Raw genomic sequence first — 13,945 nt, 5'->3', positions numbered from 1 at the left:
GTCGTTTCCGGGGTTTGAAGTTCCGGCGCTTGAAAGTCAGGCCGGTCGCGGGCGCAGCGGCAGCACGTTGGCCGCGCGGCGCATCAGCACGCGCGTTTCCTTCCAAGCCGCATCGGCCAGCGGCGACGCCCACACCAGTTCATGCAGGCGCGACAGCGCGAACGGATCGCCCAGCAGCAGATGCTTCTGGGTGGCGCTCAGCGCGCCGGGCCCGTGGGTCAGCGCGTGCTGCACCAGCGAGGCATGCTGCATGCGCGTCGGTTCCGGTTGCACGCGGCGCGCGCTGGACGTGGCGCACATCAGCGCGTTGGTCACCGGGTCCACCACCGCATCGACGAAGCCCGGCACTTCATGTGCGGACTCCACATGCTGCTGCGTTTCCACGACCTCACGCGGCACCTGCGTTTCTTCGGGGATCATGAACAGCCCCGCGCGGCGCGCGGCGCGGCCCAGCGAAACGCGCGACAGAAACACCGACAGCGGAATCGACAGCGCCAGCGAACCGACGATCGGCAGCAGCCACCAGATAAAGCCCGGGCTCAGCCAGTACACCCCGCCGCCCCAGACCAGGCCGAGCAGCGTGTGGCCACCGTGGCGACGGAATGCTTCGCCCCACGTGGTTTCCGCGTCTTCCCGCGGCGGCGATTTCCACGAAATGCCCCAGCCGCTGTAAGCCGCGACCACGAACTTCGTATGGAACAGCATGCGTGTCGGGGCCAGCAACGCGGAGAGCGTCACCTCGATCAGCATGCTGAGCACGAGCCGTACCGGACCGCCGTAGTTGCGCGCATCCTTCATCAACAGCAGCACGCTCAGGATCTTCGGCAGGAACAGCAGCGTCGCCGTGGCCGAGAACAGCGCGAGCGCCTTCTCCGGATGCCACTCGGGCCAGGTCGGGAAGAACTGGTACGGCTGCGAGAAATACGTCGGCGGCACCAGCGCGTGCTTGGCCAGCATCGCCGTCGAGAGCAGCAGGAACAGGAACCACAACGGTGCCGACAGGTAGGCCATGATGCCCGTCAGGAACACCGCGCGGTGCACCGCGTGGAAGCCCTGCTTCATCCATAGCCGGAAGTTCATCAGGTTGCCCTGGCACCAGCGGCGGTCGCGCTTGACCTCGTCGAGCAGGTTCGGCGGCATTTCCTCGAACGAGCCCGGCAGATCGTAGGCGATCCACACGCCCCACCCCGCGCGCCGCATCAGCGCCGCCTCGACAAAGTCGTGCGAGAGGATTTCGCCCGAAAGCGGTCCCTTGCCCGGCAGCGGCGCGAGCGCGCAATGCTCCATGAAGGGCTTGATGCGGATAATCGCGTTATGGCCCCAGTAATGGGACTCGCCAAGCTGCCAGTAATGGAGGCCGGCCGTGAACAGCGGACCGTACACGCGCGTGGAGAATTGCTGCACGCGCGCATAGAGCGTGTCGCGTCCCACCGCGATCGGGGCGGTCTGGATAATGCCCGCGCCCGGATTCGCTTCCATCAGCCGCAGCATCGTGGCCAGGCATTCGCCGCTCATCACGCTGTCCGCATCGAGCACGATCATATAGCGGTACTTGCTGCCCCAGCGGCGGCAGAAGTCGGCCACATTGCCCGTCTTGCGCTTGACGCGGTGACGGCGCCAGCGGTAGAAGATGCGGCCGAAGCCGCCGACCGCGCGGCACACTTCCATCCACGCGTCGTGTTCGGCGGTACGCAGGTCGGGATTGCCGCTGTCCGACAGCACGAAGAAGTCGAACGGCGCCATCTGCCCGGTGCGCTCGAGCGATTCGTACGTGGCGCGCAGCCCCGCGAATACGCGGGTCACGTCCTCGTTGCAGATCGGCATGATCACGGCCGTGCGCGCCTTGGGGTCGATCGGCGCATCGCCCGCGGCCGAGCGCGAGATCAGATGCTTGTCGCCGCCCTTGGCCAGCACGAGGAAACCCATCATCGCGGTCCAGAAGCCCGCGGACACCCACGAGAACAGCACCGCGAACAGCACGAGGATCGCCACTTCGAGCGGATCCGCGCCCTTGTACGGCAGCACGTTGGTCATGGCGTACGTGGCGGCCGCGGTCTGCGCGACCACGAGGCCCAGCAGGAACCAGCGGCGATGCGAGCCGGCCGGATGCCACTTGCCTTCCGCGTCGGGCCCGTCATGCAGCGTGTCCCACGTCTCGGGCACGGGCGGGCGGCCGACCATGCGGCGCCACGTATTGCGCAGCCAGCCGCTCACCACGTGCGGCGGCCACTGGCGCGGCACCATCGATGCGCGCTCGGGGTCGGGCCCCGTGTTGACATGCACGGTGCCGTCGTCGCGACGCTGGAGCAGCGGTTCGCCGTCGATCTGCGGATTGCCGTAAGCCATGCCGAAGCGGCGGCTCACGGAAGCATAGGTGGCGCCGCCGGGCGTCGTCGCGTCCGGAGACGCGGGACGCGGGCCTTCTTTCGACGGCTCGCGCAGGCCCGCCAGGCGGGTCTGCAATTCAATCATGGCCGAGGGCGTCTCGCTGCCATCGGCCGGCACGCACGTCACCGGCGTCGGTTGGGCGTCTGCGAGCAGTTCGCTGCGCAACTCCGGCGATGCGGGCAGGCGATCGACATATCGCTCGCATGCTGCCGCCAGGGCCGGGCGCTGCTTTAGCCGGGGGGTAAGATGTAGCTCCATGTCTCGGAAAGAGTCGTATTGCCGTTGCGAAGATAGCCGCGCAACTCAACCGGCTTGTTCTCGTCCTTGCGGCGCAGGAACATCGTCATGCGCCATCCACCCGTTGCCTCGTTCCGCACCACCGACGTCTTGAGCAGTTCGCCGTTGGCATCGGCCGAGATCACGGGCTCCAGCTTTGTCTCCTCGGGCAGCTTCTTGAACGCCGGACCTTCGAAATCGACGGTCAGCGAGAAGCTCGTATCGTCAGGCTTGCGTGTGAGGCCCTGCCCGCGCCGGGTCTGCGTGACCCACGACAGCGGCGGCAGGTTGGCCGTCTCCTTCTGCCAGAGCAGGCGGTATTCGTAGTCGAAGGCCTGCTTCGGCTTCGGCGGATTGTCGGGAATCCAGTACGCAACGATGTTGTCGTTGGTCTCGTCCGGCGTCGGAATCTGCACGAGCTCGATACGGCCCGAGCCCCAGTTGCCGCGCGGCTCGACCCAGCCGCTGGGACGGCGCTCGTACCAGGAGCCGATCTCCTGGTAGTTGTCGAAACTGCGGTCGCGTTGCATGAGGCCGAACCCCTGCGGATTGGTCGAGGCGAATGACGTCACGAGCAGACGCTTCGGATTCACGAGCGGGCGCCAGACCCATTCGCCCGTGCCGAGATGAATCGACAGGCCGTCCGAGTCATGCACTTCGGGGCGCACGTCGACGGTGGGCGACGGCTGATTCTCGCCGAACAGATACATGCTGGTCAGCGGCGCGAGGCCCAGCTTGGTGACGTTCTCTCGCAAGAATAGTCGCGCCTTGACCTCCATGACAGTTTCCGTGCCGGGCTTGATGATGAAGCGATACGCGCCGGACAGGCGGCGCGAGTCCATCAGCGCGTACAGGGTCAGCTGCTTGTCGTTCGGGCCCGGACGCTCGATCCAGAATTCGGTGAAGCGCGGAAACTCCTCGCCCGAATTCAGGCCCGTGTCCACGGCGATGCCGCGTGCCGACAGGCCGTACCACTGGTCGCGGCCCAACGCGCGGAAATAGCTGGCGCCGAGGAACGACGCGAGCTCGTCCTTCTTGCCCTTGGTGCCCTGGTTCACCGGATACATGAGGCGGAATCCGGCGAAACCAAGCCCCTTGAGCTTGGCCGGGTCGACCTTGTGCGGGCCGTAGTTGAACGCCGTGGGATCGAAGCGGAACTCGCGCACGCTGCCGCCGACGATTTCATTGATGCGCACGGGCTGGTCGAACACCATGCCTTCGTGGAAGAACGACAGCTCGAACGGCAGCCGCGCATTGCGCCACGCAAAGCGCTCGGGCTTGTATTCAATGTCCTTGTACCGCTCGTAGGACAGTTCGGCGAGTTCGCGTGGCAGATTTTGCTGCGCAGGCTTGTAAGGCGCGCCCGCCAGCTGACGCGCGCGCGCGGACACGGTTTCGAAGTCGAATGCGTGCGCGGCGGTGGCTGCCACCATCGTCGTCAGCATGACCGCGCCGGCCCCGAGCCATCGCGCCAGTCTTCCATGCAGGCGTCCGAAGGCGACGCGGGCGCGCATCTCGGGCGGTTGGCAGGCGGAACTGTGCGGAAAATCTGGCAGGGGCGAGACGGTCATGAAGGCCGGTTGAATCTTGCGGTTGAAGGGTGTGGCGTGGCGGGCGAAGGGAGAGAGCAAGAGCCGAGAGAGCAAGAGCCGGACCATCGCCACCATGCGAGGGCAGACCTTAACAATTCGCGTCTAAAAAGTCACGTTTCCTGCACGCAAGGTTTGCAACAAAATGAAACCCCTGTCGGCTGGAAGCCGCTCCACACAAGCGTTTGCGGGCGATCGCCCACTTTTTGGCCGTGCGGGGCGCGGGCCGGTTACATGAATGAGACCCTGACGCGGCACGCCGCGGCGCGCATACAATGGACGAGGCGCCACTTCGGGACGACCCGAAGCGCCGCCCTCCCATCTCCGTCACTTCGTTCAGGAGCCGTCATGCCCACTCGGAAGTCGATTCGGTCCGCACTGCTAACGGGCCTGGTCCCCACTTTGATGCTTGGCGCGAGCGCGCCCGCCCTCGCCTACTTCGATCACTACCTCTCGGGCAGCATCATCGGCACATTGAATCAGAAGGAAGCCGCCGCGTTGCAGCAGATCGTCAGGAAAGCGCTCGTCGACACCGCCGACGACACAGCGGTGGAATGGCATTACCCGGCGGAAGGCCGCCGGCAGGCGATCGACGGCACCATCACGCCCGTCCAGAGCAAGACGGACAAGGGCCAGTCGTGCCGCCGGCTGAAGTCGGACCTCAAGCGCGGCAGCGCCACCGAAGCGTGGTCGGGCTGGTTCTGCAAGCAGTCGAACGGCCAGTGGAAGGCGCGTCAGGTATCCGACTGAACGGCCTAGCGGCAGAGCTTGTCGATCAACTCGCCGGCGATGGTGCCGGTCTGCGCGCGCTGCGGCTTGCCGAGCTGCGGCGCGTGGATCGTATAGATGGACTCGCCGCGCGCAAAACGCTTGCTGTAGAGCGTCTGCTCCACCACGGCATACATCGACGTGGCGCAGTTGAGGACCATGCGCTTGAGCGACGAGCGGATGGTCTCGCCGCTCGTGGTGCGGATGACGCCGGCCGGCGAATTGCGCACGACGACGACGCCGACCTCGCTGCCGCGGCGGCGCACGGCGGTCTGGTCGAAGTACGACACCATGCCGGTCGTGCCGAGCACGGGCAGCCAGCGTTGCGGATCGGGAGGTGCGGCCTCCACCTGCCCGCTGCCTGTGGTGCTGCCTGTGGTGCTACCCATCCTGGGCATGGCACCGGACATGGCACCTGGCATCTCCATGCCGTCATCGGCATGGACCACGGCGGTGAAGCAGGTAGCCGCGATGGCAAAGGCGGTCGCGGCGAGACGAACTGAATGGGACATTGGGGCTGCCCTCGTGCGGACGGGAGAAAAAGCAGGACCCGATTGTCGCATACGCATGCGGGGGCTTTGGCCCCCGCGGTGCGTATTGTTTCAATTTTCTTGCAGCCCCTCAGCAGGCATTCGCTTCCCGCCACGCCGCGAGATCGGCGATCGTGAGCACGGGCAGGCCATGCTCGCGCGCGAACACGAGTGCCTCGGGCTGGCGGGCCATGGTGCCATCGGGGTTCATCAGCTCGCACAGCACGGCGGCCGGCTGCAGGCCCGCGAGGCGCGCGAGATCGACCGATCCCTCGGTATGGCCGCGGCGCGCGAGCACACCGCCATCGCGCGCGACGAGCGGAAACACGTGGCCAGGGCTCACGACGGCATCGGCCTCGCCCGACACCGCGGCATGGATCGTCGTGATGCGGTCGACGGCGCTGACACCGGTGGTCACGCCTTCGCGCGCCTCGATGGAGACCGTGAACGCGGTGCCGTACTGGCTGCGATTGTTCTCGACCATCGGCCGCAGGCCGAGCTCGCGCACACGCGCCGCGGTCAGGCACAGGCACACGATGCCGCTGCATTCGCGGATCATCATCGCCATGTTGGCGGGCGTGAGCCGCTCAGCGGCGAGGATCAGGTCGGCCTCGTTCTCGCGGTCGTCGTCGTCGAGCAGCACGACGGGGCGGCCTTCACGCATGGCATCGAGCGCGCGCGCGATGCGTTCGGCGAGGGAACCGGAAACGCTGGACTCGTTGGAAATTTCGGAAACTTCGGGATCGGCGGAAATGCTCTGCATTGAAACGCTCCATAAAGGCAAGGACTGTGGGCGTTTCAGGGGAGGACAGGCGACCGCGCACGACCGCGCGCGCGTGGAAAGCGCACGACAGGTCGTGACGAGGCGCCCCATCTTCTTTCATCCGGACTATGACCGTCGGCCCTGGCCTCTCACCAGGTCTGCTGACCCCGCATTCGCATGCGGGCGCTCGCGGGCTCGTCGCGGGCCATGGAAATGACCGCGTGCGACATACCGCCGGTGGGGACTTTCACCCCGCCCTGAAGACGTAACGTTGCCGTCGCGAAGGCTTCGCGGCGGCGCAGCGATGTTAACACGTCCGCACGTTTGCCGCCGGGCACGACCCCGGTTTGCGGGACCTACGTCACACGCGGGTGGTATGCTAGGCCTTCTTCTTCAATACCCGCGCGCGCAAGGGCGTGCACCCTGATGGAAATTGCCATACTGCTGGCGCTGATTCTTCTCAACGGTCTTTTCGCGATGTCGGAGATCGCGCTCGTCACCGCGCGCAAGGCGCGGCTGCAGCGTCTGATCGAAGACGGCGATCGCGGGGCGATCGCCGCGGTCAAGCTTGGCGAGGATCCCACGCGCTTCCTCTCCACCGTGCAGATCGGCATCACGTCGATCGGCGTGCTCAACGGTGTGGTCGGCGAATCGACGCTCGCCGCGCCGCTGGGCGTCTGGCTGCAACAGTTCGGCATGCCGGCGACCACGGCTGGCTATGTGGCCACCGCGATCGTCGTCGCGGGCCTGACCTATTTCTCGATCGTGCTCGGCGAACTCGTGCCCAAGCGGCTGGGCCAGCTGGCACCGGAAGCCATCGCGCGCCTCGTGGCGCGTCCCATCTCGTTTCTGTCGGTCGCCTCGAAGCCTTTCGTCAAGCTGTTGTCCGGTTCCACGCTGCTGGTCCTGCGCCTGCTCGGCGTGAAATCGGACCGCGGCCCCGCCGTGACCGAGGAAGAAATCCACGCGCTGCTCGTGGAGGGCTCCGAGGCCGGCGTGATCGAGCACCACGAACACACGATGGTGCGCAACGTGTTCCGCCTCGACGATCGCCAGATCGCCTCGCTGATGGTCCCGCGCGGCGATGTGATCGCGCTCGACGTCGAAGCGACCGAGGAAGAGAACCTGCGCCGCATCGAGGAGTCCGATCATTCGCGCTTTCCGGTCGTGCGCGGCGGCATGCACGACATTCTCGGCGTGGTGAGCGCGCGCCAGCTGCTGGCACGCCGTCTGCGCGGCGAGAAGGCCGAACTGACGGCCGTGCTCCAGGCAGCCGTGTTCGTCCCCGAAAGCGTTACGGGCATGGAACTGCTCGAGAACTTCCGGGCGTCGGGCGGTCAGATGGCGTTCGTGATCGACGAGTACGGCGAGGTGCTCGGCCTCGTGACGCTGCAGGATCTGATCGAGGCCATCACGGGCGAGTTCAAGACCGAGACGGCCGGCGAGGAATGGGCCGTGCAGCGCGACGACGGTTCGTGGCTGCTCGATGGCCTGATCCCGATACCCGAACTCAAGGACCGCACCGGCATCCGCGTCGTGCCGGAAGAGGACAAGGAGCGTTATCACACGCTCTCCGGCATGCTGTTGCTGCTGCTCGGCCGCCTGCCCCAGACCGCCGACACCGTCGAGTGGGACGGCTGGAAATTCGAGATCATCGACATGGACGGCAAGCGCATCGACAAGGTGCTGGCCAGCCGCATTCCGCCCGAGGACGGTCCGGAGCCCGAAACCACGGGCTGACGATCCACCGCGAAGGCGCCCACGGGGAGGGGAAAACCGCGCCCTCCCCATTACTTCATGCGTTGTCCCCGGGTCAATACGCCAAAGGTTAGGACATTCCCGCTCATCGACGAGAAACAACAGCAAGCGGCGGCTACCGCACTCGAACAGCTTCGTGTCTTCTGATTCTCTCTCAGGCTGCCGTATGATGCGAGCCTGCACCATCCAACTACAAGCATTCGCGCCGACAGAGCGACGGGGCTGAAAACGATTACATAAGCACTTGTTCAACGGGTATGCGATCCGCTTGCGTAAGGTCACGCAATGCAGGGGCGCACGAAGACTGATGGATCCAGATACCGGGGGTGCCAGGCGCCTCACCGGCGATGCAGCGGACACTCCGCAGGCGGGTGGCGTGCGGCCCGCCGTGCAGCCCGCCACGTTCATCGCCGCCCTCGACGCTCACCGCGCCGCCCTGCGCGGCGCGCACCCCCTCGCGGTATTCGTCATCCGGCTCGACCGGTTTCAGAACGTCTGCGAGACGATCGGCCTCGAGCGCGCGCATCGGCTGCGCGAGCACATCGAAACGCGCGTCGGGAACGTGGCCGCGCCGCTCGTTGCCCAGTGGCTCGGGCCCGCCGACCTCGGCGCGGCCTGTGTGCTGCCCCAGGATGGCGACACGGCGGCGATCGGCGCGAGCATCGCCGCCGCGCTCGGCCGCCCTTTCCAGATCGATGGCTACGAACTGTTCCTCTCCTGCAGCATCGGGAGCGCGCTCGACCATCCTGAAACCGCGACGGAGCGTAACCTCCAGCTGGCGTTCGACGCGATGCTGCAGGTGTACCGCCGCGGCGGCGATGGCATCGGCAATGCGGCAACGCCGGCCTCGCCGCGGCTGGCCTCCCTCATCTCCGCCCTGCCCGATGCGCTGGCGCGCGGCGAGTTCGGATTGCAGTTGCAGCCGCGCGCGATGTTCGGCACCGGCGACGTGTCCGGCTATACGGTGCGGTTACGTTGGCAACATGCGCTGTTCGGGCGCGTTGCGCCGCAGGACTTTCTCCCCGTGGCCGAATCGCTGGGCATGATGCATCAGATGGGCGCCTGGCTGCTGCAGACGATGCTGCCGCTGATGCGCGCCACCGAGGCCGTGGCGCCGGTCCAGTTCACGCTGCTCGCGTCCAGCGCCCAGCTGCATGGCAACGAGACCCTGGACCTGCTTCGCCGCAGCGTGGAGGCGTTCGACATTCCGAATGGCCGCCTCTGCATCGAAGTGCCGGCCGATATCGTGCCCGACGACCCCATGACCTCGCGCAAGGCCGCGATGCTGCGCGCGTCCGGCGTGCGCATCGCGCTCGGCGACTTCACGAACACGCCCGCAGCGATGCGCGCGCTGGAATTGCTGCGGCCCGATGCGGTGACGCTCGATGCGCGCCATGTGGGCCACGCCACGCGCGCGGACGATCCCGAGCCGTTGCGCACCGCCTGCGCGCTCGCGCGGCAGGCAGGCGCGGTGGTGTGCGCCAAGGGCGTGGAGACGCGCGGGCAGCTCCAGATGGTGCGCGACTGGGGCTGCGACGGCATGCAGGGCTATCTGCTGGCCCAGCCGTTTCCCGCGCACTGGCTCGCGCAGACGCACGGTGCGATTGCCGCGCGCGCCCGCCAGTTGCTGGGCTCCGGCTAGCGTGTCAGAGGAACACGCACACGCGTGTCAGACGTTGTCCAATTTACATGCAAGCCTCCATCGTCCATCTTTACCGTCAGGGCAGCCGGTAAATTCTGCCCGGCGCACACTACCCTTGAATAGGAGTCGGACAATGAAAAAAGCATGGATCCTCGGCGTGCTGGTTGCCACGTTCCTGGCCGGTTGCAACACGATGGCCGGCGTTGGTCAGGATGTACAGAAGGGCGGCCAGAAGCTCGAAAACTCGGCCGAGCGGGCCAAGTAAGTCGCTGCCCAACCGTCAACAAGACGGGCGCCCTCGGGCGCCCGTTCTTCGTTAACGCGTCTTACTTGCCGCGCAGTCGCGACGCTTCCTCGGCCAGACCGCGTATGCGCGCCCAGTCCTTGCCCGCCACTGCATCCTTCGGCACGACCCACGAGCCGCCCACGCACACGACGTTCGGCAGCGCCAGATAGGTCAGCGCCTTGTTCGCGTCGATGCCGCCGGTCGGGCAGAACTTCAGCTGCGCGAGCGGGCCGTACAGCGACTTCAGCATCGGCACGCCGCCGGCCGCTTCGGCCGGAAAAAATTTCAGGAAGGTAAAGCCGTTCTCGAGCGCGAACATCGCCTCGCTGGCCGTGGCCACGCCCGGCAGCAGCGCGATGCCCGCATCGCGCGCGCCGTCCGCGAGCGTCTGCGTCAGGCCCGGCGATACCGCGAACTGCGCGCCCGCGTCGCGCACGGCGTGCAGCTGATCGCTGTTCAGCACGGTGCCGGCGCCGACCACCGCCTGCGGCAGCGCCTTGGCGACCTCGCGAATGGCGTCGAGCGCCACCGGCGTGCGCAGCGTGATCTCCAGCCACGGCAGGCCACCGGAGACGAGCGCCTCGCTGACATGCAGGGCTTCGTCCACGGAGTGGTATTCGAGGACCGGAATCACCGGCACGTTGGACAGGCGTTCCAGCAGGGAAGTCGAAGGAGTTGTCATGACATTGAGCGTTTGGGCCGGGCCGATACTGGCCCGGCATAAGAATCAGGCAATCACGGAGACCGAATGTTCCAGCCGCGCGAGCACGGCCTCCGCGCGCGGGATCGGCGCTACCGCGCCATAACCGGTCGTGGACAGGGCGGCGGCCACATTGGCGTAGCGCGCGGCCGCGAACGGATCGGCGCCGGCCGCGAGCCGCGCGATAAAGCTGCCGCCGAAGCAATCGCCGGCGCCCGTGGCGTCGAGCGGCTCCACGGGGAACGGCGGCACCAGCGCGCGCGATTCGGGCGTGGCCACATAGCTGCCCTCCTCGCCCAGCTTCAGCGCAATCAGGCCGATGCCGCAGCCCAGCAGGTAATCGACGATCGCGTCGCGGTCGTCGAGTCCGGTCAGCACCGTGATGTCGTCCCAGCTGGGCAGGCAGATATCGGTCAGCGAAAAGGCCTCGCGCATGATGCCGCGCGCGCGGGCGAGCGACCACAGCCGCAGGCGCAGATTGGTGTCCAGCGAAACCTGCACGCCGGCCTTGCGCGCATGCTCCATCGCGGCGAGGCCCGCGTCGCACGCGCTCGTGCTGATGGCGAGGCTGATGCCCGACACGTGAAGAAAGCGTGCCTGCGCGATGGCGGCAAGCGGTAGCTGCTCGTGATGGTAGCGGGCCGCCGCCGAACCTTCGCGCAGGTAGTCGAACCGATGGCCGTGGCTGTCGTGCGAGACGAAATACACGCCCGTGGGCGCGGAGGGATTCACGCTGACGTGGCGCGTATCCACGCGTTCGCGCGTCCACAGCTCGCGCAGGCGCTCGCCGAAGCTGTCGGCGCCGACGGCGGCGATGTAGCCCGTGGTGGCTCCCTGGCGCGCGGCCGCGATGCAGAAGTTCGATGTATCGCCGCCAAAACCCTGCAGGTAGCGCGCGGGATCGTCGGGCTGCTGGTTGAATTCCACCAGCGGCTCGCCGTAGGCAAGAATGTCGATGCTCATGTCGCAGTCGCTCCTCAGAAGAAGGTCTGCACGATATCGATGACGCGGAACTGACGGTCGAGCACCGGAATATGGCGCCACTTGTCGAACGTCAGGCACGGATGCGAGATGTCGAAGGCAATCATATCGCCGACGCGCAGGTCATCGCCAGCACGAATCTCGAGGTAGGCATGCTGGTCCATCATGCCCGTGATCTTCCAATGCGGCGGGGTGTCCACCGGCGCCGTGGTCGCGCCCTGCGGCCGGTAGTGGCGCGCGGGAATCGGCAGGCCCGCGTCGAACGCCGCGTCGCGCTTGCCAAGGCCGACGATCGCGCGGCCCGGTTCGGGAATCGATTGCACGTAGGCCCACAGCTGCAACGCGGGCAACAGGCCTTCGCGCATCTTCTGCGCAACGGGGTTGCCCGCGAGGATGCGTTCCTGCGCGGCGCGGTAGATACCGACGTCGTGCGTGAGGTAGCAGCCGGGGCGCAGCACGACGTCGACCGGGGCACCGATGTTCGCGCCGGAAAACTCCTCGGCCACGACGTCGTACCACGCCGACCCGGCGCCCGACAGGATGACGGGCTGCCGGCCGAACGCGCCGGCCGCCGCGAGTTCGCGCGTGACGGCGACCGTGCGGCGCAGGAATGCGCGGACCTCGGACTCCTGTTGCACGACCCCTTCGTACACTTCCACGCCCGCCAGCGAGAGCGCATGGGGCCAGCGTTGCAGCGCGGCCAGCACCGCGGCCTGCTGCGCGGCGTCGCGCACACCCGTGCGGCCCCCTGTCACACCGACCTCGAGCAGCACCTGCAGTCGCTGCCCGCGCTGGTGGAAGAACGCACCGAGCCGATCGACGAGCTCGGCGGAATCCACGAGCGTGAAGAATTCGAAATCGGGGTCCTGCAGCAGGTCCGCGATGATTTCCATATTGCGTCGGCCGACGAGCTGATTGGCCATCAGCACGCGCGTGACGCCGTGGGCATGGGCGGCGGCCGTCTGGTGCGCGGTGGCGAGCGTGATGCCCCATGCGCCTTCCGCGAGCTGGCGCGCGAACAGCTTCGGGGCCATCGTGGTCTTGCCATGCGGCGCGAGCTGCACGCCGTACTCGCCCATGAAGCGGCGCATCCAGTCGAGGTTGTGCGCCAGACGATCCTCGTAGAGCACCGCGGCGGGCAGGCTCAGGTCTTCGTCGAGCAGTCGCCAGCCGACTTCGCCTGCCGAGTCCGGGGCCAGGGGCGCCGGCAGACGGCCCAGTGCCTTGTTCACCGGGTCGATCATGCCCGGCTGATACTTTGTCTCATGCATCGTTATTGCTTTGGGGTAAATACGCGGGTTGACGTAATAATAGCGGGAAATTACCATGCGCCACCGTTTGTTAGAAAGTAACACGAGACGCCATGACCGCCCCCTTCGACATCCTCACCCGCATCGCCGAGCGCGGCCCCGCGCTGCGGCTGGCCGAGCAGAAGGTGGCGCAGGTGATCCTCGAAGATGTCGCCGGCGCCGCGGCCGCGAGCATCAACGCGCTCGCGCGAAAGGCCGGGGTCAGCGAGGCGAGCGTGACGCGCCTGGCCAAGGCGCTGGGCTGCCGCGATGTGCGTGACCTGAAGCTGCGGCTGGCGCAGGCCACTGCCGTGGGCTCGCGGTTTCTGCCGAGCGGCGGCGCCCACGCGGGCGGCGCGCACGAGGCCGCACCGGCCACGCTGGCCGATCGCGTCCATGCCGACGCGGTGGCCGCGCTCGATGCCAATCGCAAGATGATCGACCCCGAACGCATCGAAACCGCCGCGCGCCTGTTGTGCGATGCCCGCATGGTCTACGCTTTTGGCATGGGCGGTGCCTCGACGATGCTCGCCGATGAAGCCAGTCACCGGCTCGCGCGGCTCGGCCATCCGGCCGCGAGCTATCACGATGCGCTGCTCCAGAAGATGATGGCCGCCACCCTCGTGCGCGACGACGTGGTACTGGCGTTCTCCGCGAGCGGCAACGTGCCCGAGATGCTCGCCAGTTGCGAGATCGCGCGCGAATACGGCGCGAAGCTCGTCGCGGTGACCGCGCTCGGCTCTCCGCTGGCCGCGCTGGCGGACGTGCTGCTGCCGGTGCGCACGCTCGAGACCGACTTTATCTTCAAGCCGTCGGCCTCGCGCTACGCGATGCTGCTCGTGCTCGACGTGCTGGCGACCCAGATCGCGCTGCTGCACCAGGACCAGAGCCAGGAACGTCTGCGCCGCATCAAGTATGTGCTGGACGACCACCGCGGCACGCACGCCGATAGCCGCCAGCCGCTGGGAGACTGAC

General features: G+C 67.1%; 12 protein-coding genes and 1 riboswitch. Of the genes, 5 read left to right on the top strand and 7 right to left on the bottom strand.

Annotated elements, in window-relative coordinates; translation table 11 throughout:
- Window positions 1-36: 36 nt before the first annotated feature.
- Window positions 37-2,646, bottom strand: a complete 2,610-nt coding sequence (gene mdoH, locus FOB72_RS30895) for a glucans biosynthesis glucosyltransferase MdoH (RefSeq protein ID WP_150377025.1) — start codon at window positions 2,644-2,646, stop codon at window positions 37-39.
- Window positions 2,619-4,178, bottom strand: coding sequence for a glucan biosynthesis protein G (locus tag FOB72_RS30890; RefSeq protein WP_191002315.1), 1,560 nt, complete (start codon window positions 4,176-4,178; stop codon window positions 2,619-2,621). The genes mdoH and FOB72_RS30890 overlap by 28 nt, the downstream gene beginning before the upstream one ends.
- A gap of 423 nt (window positions 4,179-4,601) precedes the next feature.
- Here FOB72_RS30890 and FOB72_RS30885 point away from each other — a divergent pair, with 423 nt between their 5' ends.
- On the top strand, window positions 4,602-5,003 hold the full coding sequence (locus FOB72_RS30885; protein ID WP_150377023.1) for an RT0821/Lpp0805 family surface protein: 402 nt from the start codon (window positions 4,602-4,604) through the stop codon (window positions 5,001-5,003).
- Between the two features lie 5 nt (window positions 5,004-5,008).
- On the opposite strand, the gene FOB72_RS30880 is transcribed toward FOB72_RS30885, so the two are convergent.
- Window positions 5,009-5,533 (bottom strand): surface-adhesin E family protein, encoded by a 525-nt coding sequence (locus tag FOB72_RS30880; RefSeq protein ID WP_223851656.1) that lies wholly within the window; start codon window positions 5,531-5,533, stop codon window positions 5,009-5,011.
- A gap of 109 nt (window positions 5,534-5,642) precedes the next feature.
- Window positions 5,643-6,314, bottom strand: a complete 672-nt coding sequence (gene ribB / locus FOB72_RS30875; RefSeq protein WP_150377021.1) for a 3,4-dihydroxy-2-butanone-4-phosphate synthase — start codon at window positions 6,312-6,314, stop codon at window positions 5,643-5,645.
- 105 nt (window positions 6,315-6,419) lie between these two features.
- Window positions 6,420-6,583: riboswitch (FMN riboswitch) on the bottom strand.
- Between the two features lie 157 nt (window positions 6,584-6,740).
- Between ribB and FOB72_RS30870 the strand changes: the two genes are divergently transcribed.
- The 3 genes from FOB72_RS30870 to FOB72_RS30860 all read left to right on the top strand — a co-directional run bounded on the left by FOB72_RS30870 (window position 6,741) and on the right by FOB72_RS30860 (window position 9,979).
- Complete coding sequence (locus FOB72_RS30870; RefSeq protein ID WP_150377020.1) at window positions 6,741-8,054, top strand: hemolysin family protein; 1,314 nt, start codon at window positions 6,741-6,743, stop codon at window positions 8,052-8,054.
- A 325-nt stretch (window positions 8,055-8,379) separates the two neighbouring features.
- The gene (locus FOB72_RS30865; protein ID WP_150377019.1) at window positions 8,380-9,714 is read left to right on the top strand and encodes an EAL domain-containing protein; all 1,335 of its coding nucleotides are present in this window, start codon (window positions 8,380-8,382) and stop codon (window positions 9,712-9,714) included.
- Window positions 9,715-9,847: 133 nt separating this feature from the next.
- Window positions 9,848-9,979: an entericidin A/B family lipoprotein gene (locus tag FOB72_RS30860; protein ID WP_150377018.1), complete on the top strand. Its 132-nt coding sequence runs from the start codon at window positions 9,848-9,850 to the stop codon at window positions 9,977-9,979.
- Window positions 9,980-10,040: 61 nt separating this feature from the next.
- On the opposite strand, the gene FOB72_RS30855 is transcribed toward FOB72_RS30860, so the two are convergent.
- The 3 genes from FOB72_RS30855 to FOB72_RS30845 are packed head-to-tail and all read right to left on the bottom strand — an operon-like array spanning window position 10,041 to window position 12,952.
- The gene (locus FOB72_RS30855; protein WP_150377017.1) at window positions 10,041-10,682 is read right to left on the bottom strand and encodes a bifunctional 4-hydroxy-2-oxoglutarate aldolase/2-dehydro-3-deoxy-phosphogluconate aldolase; all 642 of its coding nucleotides are present in this window, start codon (window positions 10,680-10,682) and stop codon (window positions 10,041-10,043) included.
- Window positions 10,683-10,727: 45 nt separating this feature from the next.
- Entirely contained in the window at window positions 10,728-11,663 is a 936-nt protein-coding gene (locus FOB72_RS30850) for a sugar kinase (RefSeq protein ID WP_150377016.1), read from the bottom strand.
- Between the two features lie 14 nt (window positions 11,664-11,677).
- The gene (locus FOB72_RS30845) at window positions 11,678-12,952 is read right to left on the bottom strand and encodes an amino acid deaminase (RefSeq protein WP_150377015.1); all 1,275 of its coding nucleotides are present in this window, start codon (window positions 12,950-12,952) and stop codon (window positions 11,678-11,680) included.
- Between the two features lie 92 nt (window positions 12,953-13,044).
- Between FOB72_RS30845 and FOB72_RS30840 the strand changes: the two genes are divergently transcribed.
- A complete protein-coding gene (locus tag FOB72_RS30840; protein WP_150377014.1) occupies window positions 13,045-13,944 on the top strand; it encodes a MurR/RpiR family transcriptional regulator in 900 nt (299 codons plus the stop codon).
- The last annotated feature ends 1 nt before the right edge of the window (window position 13,945 follow it).

Source organism: Cupriavidus pauculus (assembly GCF_008693385.1).
GTDB classification, from domain to species: Bacteria; Pseudomonadota; Gammaproteobacteria; order Burkholderiales; family Burkholderiaceae; genus Cupriavidus; species Cupriavidus pauculus_D.
This window is presented reverse-complemented; position numbering and strand designations above follow the sequence as displayed.

Bases quoted from the DNA above. Each gene is read 5' to 3' on its own strand.
- FOB72_RS30850 (WP_150377016.1), bottom strand. From the start codon at position 11,663: ATGAGCATCGACATTCTTGCCTACGGCGAGCCGCTGGTGGAATTCAAC.
- FOB72_RS30845 (WP_150377015.1), bottom strand. From the start codon at position 12,952: ATGCATGAGACAAAGTATCAGCCGGGCATGATCGACCCGGTGAACAAG.
- FOB72_RS30840 (WP_150377014.1), top strand. From the start codon at position 13,045: ATGACCGCCCCCTTCGACATCCTCACCCGCATCGCCGAGCGCGGCCCC.
- mdoH (WP_150377025.1), bottom strand. From the start codon at position 2,646: ATGGAGCTACATCTTACCCCCCGGCTAAAGCAGCGCCCGGCCCTGGCG.
- FOB72_RS30865 (WP_150377019.1), top strand. From the start codon at position 8,380: ATGGATCCAGATACCGGGGGTGCCAGGCGCCTCACCGGCGATGCAGCG.
- FOB72_RS30860 (WP_150377018.1), top strand. From the start codon at position 9,848: ATGAAAAAAGCATGGATCCTCGGCGTGCTGGTTGCCACGTTCCTGGCC.
- FOB72_RS30890 (WP_191002315.1), bottom strand. From the start codon at position 4,178: ATGCGCGCCCGCGTCGCCTTCGGACGCCTGCATGGAAGACTGGCGCGA.
- FOB72_RS30870 (WP_150377020.1), top strand. From the start codon at position 6,741: ATGGAAATTGCCATACTGCTGGCGCTGATTCTTCTCAACGGTCTTTTC.
- FOB72_RS30885 (WP_150377023.1), top strand. From the start codon at position 4,602: ATGCCCACTCGGAAGTCGATTCGGTCCGCACTGCTAACGGGCCTGGTC.
- ribB (WP_150377021.1), bottom strand. From the start codon at position 6,314: ATGCAGAGCATTTCCGCCGATCCCGAAGTTTCCGAAATTTCCAACGAG.
- FOB72_RS30855 (WP_150377017.1), bottom strand. From the start codon at position 10,682: ATGACAACTCCTTCGACTTCCCTGCTGGAACGCCTGTCCAACGTGCCG.
- FOB72_RS30880 (WP_223851656.1), bottom strand. From the start codon at position 5,533: ATGTCCCATTCAGTTCGTCTCGCCGCGACCGCCTTTGCCATCGCGGCT.